The sequence below is a fragment of the Bacillus sp. FSL K6-1000 genome (assembly GCF_038630785.1).
GTDB lineage: Bacteria > Bacillota > Bacilli > Bacillales > Bacillaceae > Bacillus > Bacillus safensis.
The window spans coordinates 1,334,945-1,350,411 of record NZ_CP152042.1; the positions used below are offsets into that span (position 1 = coordinate 1,334,945).

At 40.3% G+C, this 15,467-nt stretch carries 12 protein-coding genes and 1 pseudogene; 9 read left to right on the forward strand and 4 right to left on the reverse strand.

Annotated elements, in window-relative coordinates; genetic code table 11:
• Positions 1-52 precede the first annotated feature (52 nt).
• Together MHI46_RS06765 and MHI46_RS06770 are read left to right on the forward strand one after the other, a co-directional pair.
• On the forward strand, positions 53-838 hold the full coding sequence (locus MHI46_RS06765) for an SDR family oxidoreductase (RefSeq protein ID WP_024424700.1): 786 nt from the start codon (positions 53-55) through the stop codon (positions 836-838).
• Between the two features lie 13 nt (positions 839-851).
• Positions 852-1,724 (forward strand): NAD(P)-dependent oxidoreductase, encoded by an 873-nt coding sequence (locus MHI46_RS06770; protein WP_125586295.1) that lies wholly within the window; start codon positions 852-854, stop codon positions 1,722-1,724.
• Positions 1,725-1,785: 61 nt separating this feature from the next.
• On the opposite strand, the gene MHI46_RS06775 is transcribed toward MHI46_RS06770, so the two are convergent.
• A complete protein-coding gene (locus tag MHI46_RS06775) occupies positions 1,786-2,586 on the reverse strand; it encodes a CAP domain-containing protein (protein WP_041108781.1) in 801 nt (266 codons plus the stop codon).
• A gap of 337 nt (positions 2,587-2,923) precedes the next feature.
• Between MHI46_RS06775 and MHI46_RS06780 the strand changes: the two genes are divergently transcribed.
• On the forward strand, positions 2,924-5,050 hold the full coding sequence (locus tag MHI46_RS06780) for a penicillin-binding protein 2 (protein WP_024426852.1): 2,127 nt from the start codon (positions 2,924-2,926) through the stop codon (positions 5,048-5,050).
• Positions 5,051-5,206: 156 nt separating this feature from the next.
• The gene (locus tag MHI46_RS06785) at positions 5,207-7,036 is read left to right on the forward strand and encodes a PAS domain-containing protein (RefSeq protein ID WP_342503186.1); all 1,830 of its coding nucleotides are present in this window, start codon (positions 5,207-5,209) and stop codon (positions 7,034-7,036) included.
• 25 nt (positions 7,037-7,061) lie between these two features.
• Here MHI46_RS06785 and MHI46_RS06790 read toward each other — a convergent pair whose 3' ends face one another.
• A complete protein-coding gene (locus MHI46_RS06790; protein ID WP_024426854.1) occupies positions 7,062-8,231 on the reverse strand; it encodes an aminotransferase A in 1,170 nt (389 codons plus the stop codon).
• A 293-nt stretch (positions 8,232-8,524) separates the two neighbouring features.
• Between MHI46_RS06790 and MHI46_RS06795 the strand changes: the two genes are divergently transcribed.
• Positions 8,525-9,409, forward strand: coding sequence for a cation diffusion facilitator family transporter (locus tag MHI46_RS06795; RefSeq protein ID WP_039178125.1), 885 nt, complete (start codon positions 8,525-8,527; stop codon positions 9,407-9,409).
• Between the two features lie 64 nt (positions 9,410-9,473).
• Here MHI46_RS06795 and MHI46_RS06800 read toward each other — a convergent pair whose 3' ends face one another.
• Complete coding sequence (locus tag MHI46_RS06800) at positions 9,474-9,629, reverse strand: hypothetical protein (RefSeq protein WP_260775888.1); 156 nt, start codon at positions 9,627-9,629, stop codon at positions 9,474-9,476.
• Between the two features lie 298 nt (positions 9,630-9,927).
• Here MHI46_RS06800 and MHI46_RS06805 point away from each other — a divergent pair, with 298 nt between their 5' ends.
• Both MHI46_RS06805 and MHI46_RS06810 read left to right on the forward strand, forming a co-directional pair.
• Entirely contained in the window at positions 9,928-10,467 is a 540-nt protein-coding gene (locus tag MHI46_RS06805) for an RDD family protein (protein ID WP_212042820.1), read from the forward strand.
• Between the two features lie 151 nt (positions 10,468-10,618).
• Positions 10,619-10,976, forward strand: a pseudogene (locus MHI46_RS06810) (IS3 family transposase); the annotation flags it as partial.
• 133 nt (positions 10,977-11,109) lie between these two features.
• On the opposite strand, the gene MHI46_RS06815 reads toward MHI46_RS06810, so the two are convergent.
• A complete protein-coding gene (locus MHI46_RS06815) occupies positions 11,110-11,685 on the reverse strand; it encodes a hypothetical protein (RefSeq protein WP_342503187.1) in 576 nt (191 codons plus the stop codon).
• A 1,478-nt stretch (positions 11,686-13,163) separates the two neighbouring features.
• Here MHI46_RS06815 and MHI46_RS06820 point away from each other — a divergent pair.
• Both MHI46_RS06820 and MHI46_RS06825 read left to right on the forward strand, forming a co-directional pair.
• Entirely contained in the window at positions 13,164-14,474 is a 1,311-nt protein-coding gene (locus MHI46_RS06820) for an MFS transporter (RefSeq protein ID WP_342503188.1), read from the forward strand.
• A 73-nt stretch (positions 14,475-14,547) separates the two neighbouring features.
• On the forward strand, positions 14,548-15,456 hold the full coding sequence (locus tag MHI46_RS06825; RefSeq protein WP_024424709.1) for a chemotaxis protein: 909 nt from the start codon (positions 14,548-14,550) through the stop codon (positions 15,454-15,456).
• The last annotated feature ends 11 nt before the right edge of the window (positions 15,457-15,467 follow it).

A 15,467-nucleotide genomic window follows, 5' to 3' on the forward strand; every position in this document is an offset into this window, starting at 1 on the left:
ATGTGAGCAAGGTTCTTTTTGTATGATAAAATAAACTAGAGGAGGTGTTGACATGGATGTCAATCTAACTGGAAAAAAAGCATTGGTAGCTGCAAGCAGTCAAGGTATCGGAAAAGCGATTGCCTTTGCTCTAGCAAAAGAGGGAGCAGATGTGATGCTCTCGGGAAGACATGAACAGAAGCTGAAAGAAACAGTCAACGAGCTGTCTCCGCTTGTCAAAGGACAGCTGACTTATCAAGTATGTGATGTATCTGACGCCGGGCAAATCAAGGCGCTTGTTCAAGCGGCGGCTGGTGATGAGAAGTGTCTAGACATTCTTGTGAACAATACAGGCGGGCCTAAAACAGGAACGCTCGACACCTTAACAGATGAAGATTGGATCGAATCATTTCAGCTTCATTTACTCAGCTATATTCGATTATTAAAAGAGGCATTGCCTTATTTGAAAAAACGCGGCGCACGTGTGTTAAATATTGCGTCAATGTCAGTGAAAGAACCGATCCCGGGCTTGATGCTGTCGAATACATTTAGACCGGCCATAGCCGGCTGGACAAAAACAGCCGCTCTGGAGTTTGCAAAGGATGGTATTTTGATCAATACGTTAGCACCGGGAAAAATTGAAACAGACCGTGTGAAACAGCTGGAAAAGCACCGCGCACAAAGAGAGAATCGAACGGTTGAAGAAATCAAAGCACAGGCTGAACGAGCGATCCCGCTTGGCCGTTACGGCCAGCCAGAGGAATTTGCAGCATATGCAGTGTTTCTTTTATCAGAAGCCAATACATATATGACAGGTCAAACACTGATCATTGATGGTGGATTGACAAAGTCTCTTTAAGGAGGAACAAGTGATGGCAAAAATCAAAACAGTTGGTTTTATAGGAATCGGTGTAATGGGTCGCAGTATGGCAGGACATTTAATGGATGCAGGCTATGAAGTGATCGTTTATACAAGAACGAAAGCAAAAGCAGACGCATTGATTCAAAAAGGCGCATCATGGAAGCCGGCAGTAAAGGAGATTGCAGAAAGTGCAGATGCCGTCATTACAATGGTGGGATATCCATCTGATGTAGAAGAGATCTATTTAGGTGAAGATGGGCTTGTGGCACATGCTGCGCCAGGTACATATCTCATTGATATGACAACATCGAAGCCTCAGCTTGCAAAAGAAATTGAGTTGAAAGCGAAGGAAAGAGGTATATTTACATTAGATGCACCTGTATCAGGCGGAGACATAGGAGCCCAAAATGGCACGCTGGCCATTATGATCGGCGGAGAAAGGTCAGCCTATGAAGCCTGTCTGCCGCTATTTGAGCAAATGGGTGAAAACATTCAATATCAAGGACCGGCAGGAAGCGGTCAGCATACAAAAATGTGTAACCAAATTGCCATTGCAGCAGGAATGGTCGGTGTCGCAGAGGCAATGGCCTATGCCGAAAAATCAGGGCTTGATCCAGAGCAGGTGCTCAAAAGCATCACAACAGGTGCAGCCGGCAGCTGGTCTTTGTCAAACCTTGCACCAAGAATGCTGAAAGGCGATTTCGAGCCAGGGTTTTATGTGAAGCATTTTATCAAAGATATGGGCATTGCACTTGAAGAAGCAGAGCTGATGGGGGAAGAAATGCCAGGGCTCTCACTTGCGAAGTCCCTTTATGAAAAGCTGAGCGAACAGGGCGAAGAAAACAGCGGTACCCAGAGCATCTATAAATTATGGGTCAAATAGTTTGCAGCACTCTCAAAACAAACTAAAAACCTGTCCCAAATAGGGACAGGTTTTTTTGATATTATTTTCCGATGAATTGCTGCGTCCAGTAGTTGCCAGATTTCACATAACCAACACCGATATGTGTGTAGCTTTTGTTTAAAATGTTCGCTCTGTGGCCTTCACTGTTCATCCATGCTGTCACAACTTCTTGAGGAGATTTTTGACCTTGGGCAATGTTTTCACCTGCTGATTTGTAAGTGATACCGAATTGCTTCATTTGATCAAATGGAGATCCATAAGTTGGGCTTGTATGAGAGAAATAGTTTTTATCTTTCATATCTTGAGATTTTGCGCGAGCAGATTTGCTTAATTTAGAATCAACAGAAAGGGCCTTTAAGCCTTGTTTTGCACGCTCTTTATTTGTAAGTTCAACCACTTCTTTTTCAAATGCATTTAAGCTGCTGTCTGCTTTTGATGCGGTTGTGTCTTTTTGGTCAGCTTTTGTGTTGCTGTTGTTGTTTGTATTTTCTTTTGCTGGAGTGCTTGGTTTAGAAGCAGTTGGTTTTTTCACTGATTCTTGTTTTTGTTCTTGTTTTGCTTTGTTTACTTCTTTTACTACTTTTGTTCCTGTAACAGGTTGACCGCTTTTGATCAGTTTGTTTAATAGAGCTTCGATCTCTTTTTGATTCGACTTGCTTAGCTTGTTTACATCTGAAGAGATATGTAATTTTGCTGCTAGTGTATGAAGATCAATGGCTTGATGCTGTACATTTATTACTTGTTTCAGGTTAAGCTCCTTCGCATCAGCTGAATGTCCTCCAGTGAACGTGATGAGTGCAGCAGCTGTCAGCGCTGAAAAAAAGAATGATTTCTTCTTCATATTGTAACTCCTCCTAAAATCTTTGTTTTGTTTTCTCACAAAAAATCATACCATGGACTTTTTGTTATAAACGTACCAGCATCCTCCATTGACAATGCAAGTTTGTCATTTTTGTTAAAGTCATCGTAAGAGGCGCTTCATATCAAAGGATAGGGAATTCTTCCATTTAAAGAAAACGACATAAACATACCAATATTTTAAAGTGTTAGTATATTTTTTTGCAGATTAGGGATTGACAGCTTTTTTTCACTCGTTTCGCTGTAACAACTATTACAAAAGTGTTACAATAATGAGTGGTAATTGTAAAAGATTGAAAAGGATGAGAGGAGCTACATAAGTGGGAGAGAAACAGCATCAAGGTGCTGCCGAGCAAAAAAAAATCAAGCGCCGGAACGCCTGGAGAATTAATCTCTTTTTCTTCGCTGTATTTAGTTTATTTGCTGGACTTGTGATCAAGCTTGGTGTGCTGCAAATCGTCAATGGTGAAGATTATAAAAAGCAAGCCAACCGAACAGAGGTCAAAACAGCATCATACCCGTCTCCAAGAGGAAAAATGTATGACGCGAGAGGAAGAGTCGTCGTTGATAACGAAAGTGTACCTGCCATCGTTTATACATCAGAAAGCGGTGTGAAAGCGAAGGATAAGATTAAGGTAGCAAGAAAACTTGCGACTTATATAAAAATGGATACTGATTTTTTGAGAGAGCGTGACATTCGAGATTTTTGGCTGGCGAGCCATCCGAAAGAAGCGGATAAACTCATTTCAAAAGCGGAGAAAAAAGATATCGATGCAAAGGATGTCTATCCGCTTCAAGTAGAGCGTGTCCCAAAGAAAGAAGTCAAAGCGATCGAAAAGGATGCAGAGGAAAAAGCTGTTGCAGCGATCTACCGTAGATTTACAGGCGGATATGCCTTTGAGCCCCAAATCGTGAAGGCAATGAACCCAAACGAAGAGAAAAAAGGGAACGAAAAAGTGGCTTTACTCGATGAAACGAAAGAATCAAAACAAACTTCATCCGTAAGCCTGACATATGAAGAAATTTCACTTGTCTCAGAGCATCTTGATGAACTGCCTGGTGTGAACGTCATCAACGACTGGACAAGAAAATATCCGTATGAAAAGACCCTTTATAATGTACTTGGCGGTGTGACTACACCAGAGCAAGGAATCATTAAAGAGCGTGAAGATTACTATATGGCAAGAGGCTACTCGCGAAATGACCGGGTAGGGAAGAGCTATTTAGAATATCAATACGAGGATTTTCTAAACCCAGAGAAAGCGACCGTTCAATATACACAGGTTGGCGGGAAGCTGCTCGATGAAATCAAGCGGACAGAAGGACGAAGAGGACTTGATCTTGCGCTGACATTTGATATGGAGCTGCAAAAGGAAGTCGACAAAATCGTTGAATCAGAGCTTAGATCCGCCAGCGCGAGAAACTATATGATGGATCGTGCCTTTGTCGTCATGATGGACCCTCACACAGGGGATGTTCTCGCCATGTCAGGCAAGAAAATGGACGGCAGAGACGTCACAGATTATGCGATCGGAACATTTACGACCCAGTACGAAATGGGCTCTGTTGTCAAAGGAGCCACAGTACTTGGCGGTTATCAGGACGGGATGTCACACAACCAAGCCTATATGGATACACCGCTCTATTTTGCAGGGAGTAATGGAAAGCCGAAACAGTCTTACAAAGTTCTTGGATGGGTTAACGACATTCAAGCACTCCAAAAAAGTTCCAACGTCTACATGTTCCAAGTAGCGATGAGAATGGCGGGCATCACCTATCAAAAGGATGGACCGTTACCTGCAAGGCCTGAGCACTTACAAAAAATGAGAAACTACTATGCGCAATTCGGTCTTGGCGTGAAAACGGGGATCGATCTGCCGCAGGAATCAAGCGGGATGCAGACGCATCCTAAGACGGTCGGCGGACTCTTGCTTGATGAAGCAATTGGTCAGTATGACACGTATACACCGCTTCAAGTGGCACAATACATGTCAACGATCGCCAATGGAGGCAGCCGTATTCAGCCAAGAGTAGTGAAAAGTGTTCATCTTCCAACGAAGAAGGATGAAGTAGGCCCAGTCGTAAAAAAATATGAGCCGAAGGTGCTGAATACGATTAACAACTCGAAAGCAGATATTGACCGAGTAAAAACGGGTCTGAAAATGGTCACATCAACAGGCGGAACTGCCGCTGGCCGATTTGGTCAGCATGATGTCGCGGGAAAAACAGGTACAGCGCAAACGTTCTACTATGGTGCTAACCGCAGCTGGTGGGGAAATTCAACGTACAACTTAACCTTTGGAGGATATTATCCTTCTTCTAATCCAAAGGTGGCGTTTAGTGTCGTGACACCTTATGTCTCAGATAAGGATCCTGTTATTAAAAACATCCCAAGTAAAATTGTGGATAAGTACGTTGAATTACAAAAGAAATATGAAAAACAATAAACCGCAGGGAGCACAGCAGCAGAAAGTGCTCCCTTTTTGCTGAAAATATGGACGTTTCCCTCGATGACAGAAGGAAAATACGGGTTTTCTAGCGAATCTTTTTTATACATCAATCTAAGGACAACCCTAAAAAATGAAAAGGAGGGTCGGACGACGATGGAACAACAAATGAAAGATTCGAATCAATTGTATTCGAACATCGATTTACATGCCGTTCTTTCTTCTAATGGCCGCTTTCTCTACATTTCTTCCAACTGTAAGCAGCTTTTGCTCTATGAACAAAAGGATTTACTAGGGTGTTTTTTGAAAGACTTTGTTCATACCGAAGATCAATTTCTCGTCGAAAGTTATTTTTACAATCAGCACATGCTAGAGGTTTGCCACTTTAGACTGCTAAGAAGTGATCTGACAGCTGTATGGGTCGAAGCAAGCATTGATTTTGTTGCTTGTGATGGGTTAGACAACGAAGTAAGTAGAGAAATGATCCTGAAAATGAGGGTGCTGGATACTAAGCCCCAAAAAGCAGCATTTCAAGAAGCATCAAAAGTAGCAGAACAGTCGTTAGGCAGTCTGCCGGCTTTCCAAAATGTCGGTGAAGCTGAACAATTGATTGCCATGCTGCCAAATCCGTTATGTATTACGACTTTAGGGAAAATTGTGTATGCGAATGATGCAATGCTGCAATTAATGGGGGTAAGTGCAAGAGATGACATGATCGGCAAGTCCGCGTTTGATTTTATTGCTGAAGAGTACCATGATATTGTCAGAAGCCGAATAACAAGGCTGCAGCAAGGACTTCCAGTCGGAATGATTGAACAGATATGGAAGCGTCAAGATGGGAGCAGTATTCATATTGAGGTAAAGTCATCACCGACGATTTATCAAAATCAGCGGGCAGAGCTTTTACTGCTCGTGGACATCTCATCCCGTAAAAAATTTCAAACCGTTCTTCAAAAAAGCCGGGAGAGGTATCAGCTGCTCATTCAAAACTCCATTGATACGATTGCGGTCATCCATGATCACAAGTGGGTGTTTATGAATGAATCTGGCATTAAATTATTTGAAGCAGAGCATTACGATAAATTAATAGGAAAGGATATCTTTCATCAAATTCATTCCTGTGATCAGCAAAAGGTCAAAAAGAGTTTATCACGTATTATTGAAAGAGCATCAGATTCTGAGATTGTCACAATGAGCTGTCATACGTTTAAACATAAGCTGATTTATACAGAAATGGTCTGTATCCCAACTACATTTTTTGGAGAAACAGCGGTTCAAATTATTTTAAGAGATATCTCCGAACGTAAGCAGACAGAAGAGCTCATGCTCCGCTCTGAAAAATTATCGATTGCAGGCCAATTGGCGGCTGGCATTGCACATGAAATCAGAAACCCATTGACCGCCATCAAAGGCTTTTTACAGCTTATTAAACCGAAAACAAAAGATCGCGATCAATACTTCGAGATTGTTTTCTCTGAGCTGAGCCGAATAGAAATTATCTTGAGTGAGCTGCTAATGCTGGCGAAACCGCAGCAAACGTCCTCAATGCAGACGCTGGATTTGAAAAAAATCATCAGCGAAGTCACAGCCTTGTTAGAAACACAAGCGAACTTAAATGGCATTTTAATGAACACAAGTGAGATAGAGGAGGGTCTCCTGATGAACGGGGATCAAAATCAGCTCAAGCAAGTGTTTATCAATTTAATCAAAAATGCCGTAGAATCCATGCCGGACGGAGGAAAGGTAGACATCACAGCCAAAGCAGAAGATGATGGAATACTTGTCACGATTCGTGATGAAGGGATCGGCATTCCTGAATCGGTGATGAAGCGGATTGGAGAGCCCTTTTTAACCACAAAGGAAAAAGGAACAGGACTTGGCCTCATGGTCACATTTAATATTTTAGAAAATCATAACGGGACGATCCGTGTGGATAGTCAGCCTGAAAAGGGCACCGTATTTCACATCATGTTTCCTGCAAAATAAAAACAACGGCAAGAGAGCCGTTGTTTCAATCTAGCGAATGAATGGAACGTTTTTCGAGTACAAATTGTTCTAGCCGGTCAAGTCCTTCTTTCAGCGTTTCAAGTGAATAAGCGTAAGACAGGCGCACATACCCTTCGCCGAGTGGAGAGAAAGCAGAGCCTGGTACGACCGCAAGTCTTGTACTTTCTAACAGCTCCATGCAAAAATCAAAGGAACTCATCCCAAACGATTCAATGGATGGAAAAATATAAAAAGCGCCAGAAGGTTTAATCACCGGAAGCCCCATAGAAATGAGCCGATCATATACATAATCGAGTCTTTTCTTATATTGCTCTCTCATGATCAGTGCATCATCCACACCATTTGTCACAGCTTCAAGTGCCGCCTTTTGTGAGACAGCCGAGGCACAAGACACGTTATATTGATGTACTTTTAATACATGTTTAGCAATTGGAGCTGAAGCAAATAAAAATCCAATTCTCCATCCAGTCATGCTATGAGATTTAGACAGTCCATTGATGACAATGGTCTGTTCTTTTAAGAAAGAGGCAATTGAATGATGCGGCCGGTCAAATGTCAGCTCGCTGTAGATTTCATCGGATAAAATAAAGATGTCTTTTCCTTCAAGGAGCTGGGCAATTTCTTTCAATTCTTCTTCTGAAAGCGTGACACCAGTCGGGTTTGAAGGGTAAGGAAGAACCACACACTTTGTCTTTTCCGTTAGCGCATCCTCAATCAGCTTGGCATTCAATTTAAAGCCGGCATTCGTTGTGTCAATATGTACGGGCATGGCACCGCACATTCGAATGATCGGTTCATATCCGGGGTATACAGGTCCAGGTAAAATGACCTCATCGCCTTCTGTTAAAATGGTTCGAAACGCAGCATCAATTGCTTGACTTGCACCTGTCGTCACAATGATTTCTGACTCTGCATCATAATCAAGATTCACTTTCTTCTTGATATAATGCTGGATCGCTTGTCTTAGCTCTAGGAAACCAGCATTGTGAGTGTATGAGGTGAAATTCTCGTCAATGGCTGCTTTGGCAGCTGTTTTGACATGATGCGGCGTATAAAAATCGGGCTGGCCTATCGTCAATGAAACGACATCTTCATATGACGATACGAGATTTGAAAATGTTCGAATGCCTGAAATTTCAATATCCTTTACTCTTGGATTCAGCAAATGCTCCATTTCTCATCACCTTAAAAATTTATGTTTTTATCCTATTTTACCATTCACTGCATAAATGTCACCTGCGAAAGGCACTGGATATCGTTATATGTAGTCTATTCTCCTATCCATCACCGCATGAGTGATATATTAAAGAAAGAGCAACATTTATTATAGCGTAACCTCAAGAGAAAATACAGGCTGTGATGAAGATGATTAGAAAACGGCAAAACTGCGTAAACTGAAAGAACGTGAGAATCAGGGTCATGGGAATTGCTTTCATAGACATACGATCTCCTAAAGGAGGACGATAGATGGAACAATCAGCGAAGACATCGAAAATCGCGTTTCTATCCGTGCTGAGCAACACATTTGTTGTCATCTTAAAAATCATTGTGGGTCTATTAACCGGATCTGTCGCGGTTTTATCAGAAGCCATTCATTCGTTTCTCGATTTAATGGCATCGTTTATTGCATTTATTTCTGTTCGTATTTCAAGAAAGCCAGCAGATTCTAAACATCCTTATGGACATGGAAAAGTCGAAAATATTTCTGGAACGATTGAGACCCTGCTGATATTCGTTGCTGGCATTTGGATTATATACGAATGTGTTCACAAATTAATGCATCCAGAGCCAGTTAAGCTACCCGTGCTTGGCATTGTGGTCATGCTGCTAGGCGCGCTCATCAATTTTGTTGTATCGAGGATTGTGAACAAAGAGGCTGAGCGAGTACATTCAGTCGCCATGAAATCAAATGCATTGCACCTTTTAACGGATGTGTATACGTCACTAGGGGTGGCATTCAGTTTATTGCTTGTGGCATTAACCGACTGGTATTTCCTAGATCCGATCATTGGAATGATTCTGGCCCTCTTTATTATGCGTGAAGCGTTTAAACTCATGAAGGAAGCCTTCCCGCCGCTTGTTGATGCTCGTTTAACACCAGAGGAAGAACAATCAATTGAAGCGATCATTCAAGGATTCAGTCAAGAATTTATTGAATATCATGACTTTCGAACAAGGCGGTCTGGTGCAGAGGAATATATTGATTTCCATTTGATTGTAGATGGAAAGACAACCATTGAAGATGTTCACCAATTATGTGATCGAATTGAAGAGAAGATTCAGCTCGAATTTCCGCATGCGCAAATCTTTATTCATGTGGAACCTGAAAGTGAAAGAAGCTCACAAACGTAAAAAAGGCGATCAACCTATTCTCAGGTTGTATCGCCTTTTTTTACGCTTCATCTATGAAATGAAATCAATATCCATAAGCAGTATCATAGTCTTCGTACCAAGAGATATAAGCTGTGTCATCGTTTGACAAACCATGCTTCATATCTAAATAATCAGCTTCGCAAATATCTTCAATTACAGTCATTTCGTTGTTCTTTAATAATACGACAGTTCCCATCATGAACACCTTTCTTTAAAAAATCCTTGACTATTGTACCATTTGAAGAATCATTGTCAACAGAAGAATGGAAACAAGACGAAAATATCACAAAATGTTAAAAAATCAGGAGGTAAAAGAACTAGAAGTGCCATGATTTTCACAAATTTTCAGTATTTATTCACATAAATCGATTAGATCAAACTGATCTAAAATGTATGTAAAAGTGTAAAGCTGCATTGATCTTGCTATATTCATAGGATATAATAACGAATGATTATAAGAAATTTATAGAAAACATACATAATAAAGGAGAAATAGGATGGAAACCAACATAACAGAACCACACATTCAAGAAAAGAAGCATCCTGAGCTAGCAGGCGTAGGTTATCGTTTTCTTGCACATCTTTTGGACGGTATCATTATCGGAGTACCAATTGCTTTTATCATGTTTATTTTGGCGTCAGTCTTTTTTGTCTCAAGCCCAGGTGCAGCTCTGATGATGGATGACGACAGTTATTACTATTCTTCAACCGTCATAACGGATGAGGAATGGGAAGCTATTATGGGACTGATCATTTTCTATATAGGGGCAGTCTTGATGGGGACCGTGGTCACATGGCTTTATTACGCCATCATGGAATCATCAAAATTACAAGGAACGCTCGGGAAGATGGCTCTTGGCATCAAAGTAACAAAAGTCACAGGCGAAAAGGTCACATTCGGGCGTGCAACTGGCCGCTTCTTTGCAAAAGGCTTTTTGTCTCCGATCTTATATATTGGATATATCATTGCTTTTTTCACAGAGAAAAAACAAGCACTTCACGATTTGATTGCAAGTACAATTGTTGTGAAGAGATAATGAAAAAAAGCACCTCTGCTATATGGGGACTGACCCCATAAAGTGAGACAAATAAAAAACACCTTCAAGTTTGAAAACGGATCGTTGTAATCCGAAATAAAACATGGAGGTGTTTTTTCTATGGGGACAAGAATCAGTTATCCGGTTGAAGTGGCATAAGGCTGGGGATACACACCGGTTCGAACATCCTGTTGGAAAACAATATACTTATGGAAAGGATCCCGAGTACTCTTCCGAATTAGAGCGACTGCAGGCAGAAAATCGCTATCTGAGTCAACAGAATGAAGTTTTAAAAAAGTACAATGAATTGGAAAGGAAGTTGATAAGGAAACGTCAATCAAACTAGTAGAAAAATTGTGCAAAATGATGACAGTACAGGACATTTGTGTCCATTTAGACAACTCATGCGCTTCGTACTATAGATGGAAAAAAATCTGACAAAATCATTCTAAAAAACAAGTAGAGGAACAAATCGGCATGTTGTGCGAGAGCACAAGTATCGATATGGATAACTAAACAACCAATTACCGATCAACTCTCGGCAATTGGCTTTATAAAGGTGTTTTGATCCCTGTCTCAAAAACGGGGGTCAGTCCCCCACTGGAGCCTGCTTTTTTATTTATTGTTGCTTAACAGTAATTTTTAAGGTATTTTTACAGTATATGCTAAATCAACAAACATAATATTTACGCCTACATCAACTTTCTTATATTTGTTTTTAACTGCCCATGCAACAGCACCAGAAGTTCCAGCAGTAATAGCCGCAGCGGCTCCAGTACCCCATGGTCCAGCAGCAATTCGACTTGTGTACCAACCGATATATCCGGCTGCAAATCCACCTGCTACTATGGCATTCATGCTTCTAACTTTCGGTCCTAATTTGAGGTGTAAACCTACAAAACCTAATGTCTGCATGTCACCTTTTTTCTCACTCTCTTCAAAGCTAAATTCTTCTGATTTCATTGAAGTCATTAGTAGACTGTCGTGTTCTGAAATTCCCATTTCCATAAGGGTTTCTTTATCAGCTGTAAAATGAATATTTCCATCCTTATCTAATTCGAAGTAATTAGATAGTTTCTCTGCTAATTCCAATTGTTTTTTATCTATACTGACTGGATGGGTCTCATTATTACCTTGACTAGCATAACTAATCGTTGGAGAAGAGAAACCAAATGTAATAGTAAGTACACATAACACTACTAGAAATTTTTTAAACATACGTACCACTCCTATTTGTTTTTGGGGTAACGCATACATGATATTTCCTTCTATTGGGGTGGAATACTTAGAGGTTAAGGAGAGTAATAAAATGTATTTATTCTTATTCACTTTGATTTACTGTGTAATCACACATATTTTTAATTTGTCCTATGAGATTTCTTTTGGGGTGTATTTTATTGGTCTAGGTTTGATCAAAGGACTTTCCAGTGGGGAAATTAAAGACATATTTAATTTCAAAAAGACAAGGGATGTGTTGAAAGAAAACAGATTTATAGATTCTTTGATGGAATTGTTTTCTTTGGTAATAGTGTTTATTAATGTATACATAATTGATTATGAACCATTCTCTCCCTTTGAGTTTGTTTATACTTTTTTCTTGATTGTAGTTCTGTACAGGTTCCTATTTTGGGGGATCATAAGAGAGTCTAAAAAATGGTTGCATAAAGAGTCATAAGAGACATGGACTTATAAAAATCACTCACTTTCTTTGATATATTCCCATGCTACCATTTATTTCTTTTTAATTGGTAATATAATGGAAAATTTATTTTTCAGTTGCGGTGTCCGCAATATAGGTTCTTTTAAATGATGCCTAAAATTTGATGGCGAGATACCGTCGAAAATTCAAAAGTGATTGCGAGATGCTGAAAATTTTCAAAATTGGAACGAGTATGGATTTTTTATATTGCAAATTATGCTAGTATTTAACATAAAAAGGGATGTTGAAAGGGGAGAGTTCTTGTATGAAATTTAATGCCTTACTGCTTTCAATCGTTTGTGCTAGTTTATTAATCGTTAGTGGGTCTTCTTTTGTCACCCAGCAAGATTCAAATGTGTCAGTTGCTTCAAGAAAGGCTACATGATGAAATGTCTTATTCGATTTGGTACACCTTTTTGGGTCTGTCTTTTTGTTAAATTGAAATGATACAAATGCGCTTTTACTCTAAGGATAACAACATAAAATAAAAAGAAACAGGTCTAGCTGGGACCGACCCCATAAAGTGAGATAAATAAAAAACACCTTCAAGTTTGAAAAGGGATCGTTGTAATCCGAAATAAAACGTGGAGGTGTTTTTTCTATGGGGACAAGAATCAGTTATCCGGTTGAAGTGGCATAAGGCTGGGGATACACACCGGTTCGAACATTCTGTTGGAAAATAATATACCTATGGAAAGGGCCCCGAGTACTCTTCCGAATTAGAGAGACTACAGGCAGATTGCTATCTGAGTCAACAGAATGAAGTTTTAAAAAAGTACAACGAATTGTAACAACATTCGTATTCAAACGAAACTAAACCACCAATCCAATCACCGATCAACTCTCGGCAATTGGCTGTATAAAGGTGTTTTGATCCCTGTCTCAAAAACGAGGGTCAGTCCCGTGTTTTTTTTCATAGATCGCTTGTATGGAAGAGGGAAACAGCACATAAAATAGAATGATAGTGAAAAATGAGGCAGGGAAGGGAGACAATCGATTGAGAACAGGAAAAAAGACCGCACAGAAAAAAGGGGCAGGCTTCGGGCTGTTTTTGACAGCACCTGTGCTGGCCTGGGCTTTGTATGATTTTGCAAATACGATCTTTTCATCAAATATGATCACCATTTTCTTCCCGTTTTACTTGCAGGAAACGATCGGGGACAGTGCGAGAATGGACCAGATCGCAAGTACCTTTATTTCTTATGCAAACGCATTAGCCAGCTTTTTTCTCGTCATTTTTACACCTTTATACGGAGTGCTGATTGATCGTACAGGAAAAAAGAAACGCTACATTACGGTGTTTACGTTCATATGTATTGCTTGTACGGTGTTGATGGGGATTTTTGCTGGGATTGATTTCTCAAGTGAATGGTTTGGGCTGCCTGTTTCTTTATTGGTCGTGGTTACCTTGTTTGTGATCGCAAAGTTTTTCTATCATTCTAGTCTTGTTTTCTATGACACCATTTTGCCCGATCTTGGGACAAAGGATGAAATCCCGCTTATTTCTGGATTTGGTATCGCCGTTGGCTATTTAGGAACACTTGTGGGTCTCTCTGTTTATTTACTTGTCGGCAATGACCAGTTTCATGAAGCATTTATCCCAACAGCCCTTTTATTCCTTCTCTTTTTCCTACCTTTTCTCTTTTTTGTAAAAGATCCTCATCCGCTGCCTCAGCAAGAGAAAAAGGCATCTTTTTTCAGCGGGTATAAAGAGATTGTTCACACGTTTAAAGAGATGAAAAGGTACAAGCCAGCTTTTATTTTTATGATCGCCTTCTTTTTTATGAATGATGCCTTACAAACAGCAATTGCGATGATGGCTGTTTATGCCAAAATCATTATTGGCTTTACAGCTGGGCAATTTATTTTACTCTATCTTGTGTCGACCATTTCAAGTATCATTGGCTCCTTTCTGTTTGGTTATATCACAAAAGCGATAGGGGCAAAACGCTCGATTACCGTCGTGTATGTCATTTTAATTGTGGCGCTCATTCTAGCTGTGACAGCGACAACCGAATGGGTCTTCTGGGTAGCTGGCAGTTTATTTGGGATTTCACTTGGCGCAAGCTGGGGGGCATCACGGATCTTGATTATTGAACTAACCCCGAAGGAAAAGCGAGGACAGTTTTTTGGCCTCTTTGCCTTCTCAGGAAAGGTGTCTTCCATTATTGGGCCCATTATTTATGGCTCAGTTACCCTGCTGTTTGCAGAGCACGGAAATCTCGCAAGCCGCCTTGCACTAGGGTCTTTGCTCATCCTTGCATCGATAGGACTTGTGATTCATCAATTCGTTCGAGAGAAAGCGTAAAGAAACGTCAACTTTTTACCTATGCTGCCGATATAAAAAGTACAATCTAATATTGAAGAATAGAGGGATTTCCGTGGCTTTAAATAAACAAGAAATTTTACTTGACTCTGGTACCAATGAATTGGAAATTGTGAAGTTTGAAATTGGTGCAAATCAATTCGGCATTAACGTCATGAAAGTAAGAGAAATCATTCAGCCGGTTGAGGTGACGGTTGTACCGCACTCTCACCAAGATGTAGAAGGGATGATTAGTTTACGAGGCGAGATTTTACCAGTCATCAATCTATTTTCCTTTTTTAATGTCGAGTCAGATCAGTCGGAACAAGAGAAATATATTGTGACTGAATTCAACCAACGGAAATTTGTGTTCCACACAGGAACAGTATCACAAATTCACCGCGTCAGCTGGGAAGAGATTGAGAAGCCGACTGCACTGAATCAAGGGATGGACCGTCATTTAACTGGCATCATTAAGCTTGATGAAAAAATGATTTTCCTTCCAGATTACGAAAAAATCATTTATGATATTGAATCCGCTTCAGGTGTTGATACGTATCATATGTTTGACGGTGAGAAAGACGAGAGAAGAACAGGGAAGAAGCTGTATGTCGTTGAAGATTCTCCGCTTCTCATGCGTTTATTAACAAATGAATTAACCGAAGCAGGCTATAAAAACATTGTGACCTTTGAAGATGGCAAACAGGCATATGATCATGTCATGGATCTTGTCAGCAAAGGAATCAGTGTGACAGAAGAAATTGATATGATTATTACGGATATTGAAATGCCTAAAATGGATGGCCACCGGCTAACAAAATTGCTCAAGGACAATCCTTTAACAAATTCCATCCCGATTCTTATCTTCTCTTCATTAATCACTGAAGATTTGCGTCATAAAGGGGAAACGATCGGTGCAGATGATCAAATCAGTAAACCAGAAATTCATCAGCTGATTGAAAAAGTCGATCATTTTATTATCTAAACAAAAAACCA

Excerpts from the sequence above, each read along its gene's own strand:
- MHI46_RS06765 (WP_024424700.1), top strand. The coding sequence starts at position 53 with ATGGATGTCAATCTAACTGGAAAAAAAGCATTGGTAGCTGCAAGCAGT.
- MHI46_RS06770 (WP_125586295.1), top strand. The coding sequence starts at position 852 with ATGGCAAAAATCAAAACAGTTGGTTTTATAGGAATCGGTGTAATGGGT.
- MHI46_RS06775 (WP_041108781.1), bottom strand. The coding sequence starts at position 2,586 with ATGAAGAAGAAATCATTCTTTTTTTCAGCGCTGACAGCTGCTGCACTC.
- MHI46_RS06785 (WP_342503186.1), top strand. The coding sequence starts at position 5,207 with ATGGAACAACAAATGAAAGATTCGAATCAATTGTATTCGAACATCGAT.
- MHI46_RS06790 (WP_024426854.1), bottom strand. The coding sequence starts at position 8,231 with ATGGAGCATTTGCTGAATCCAAGAGTAAAGGATATTGAAATTTCAGGC.
- MHI46_RS06795 (WP_039178125.1), top strand. The coding sequence starts at position 8,525 with ATGGAACAATCAGCGAAGACATCGAAAATCGCGTTTCTATCCGTGCTG.
- MHI46_RS06800 (WP_260775888.1), bottom strand. The coding sequence starts at position 9,629 with ATGATGGGAACTGTCGTATTATTAAAGAACAACGAAATGACTGTAATT.
- MHI46_RS06805 (WP_212042820.1), top strand. The coding sequence starts at position 9,928 with ATGGAAACCAACATAACAGAACCACACATTCAAGAAAAGAAGCATCCT.
- MHI46_RS06815 (WP_342503187.1), bottom strand. The coding sequence starts at position 11,685 with ATGTTTAAAAAATTTCTAGTAGTGTTATGTGTACTTACTATTACATTT.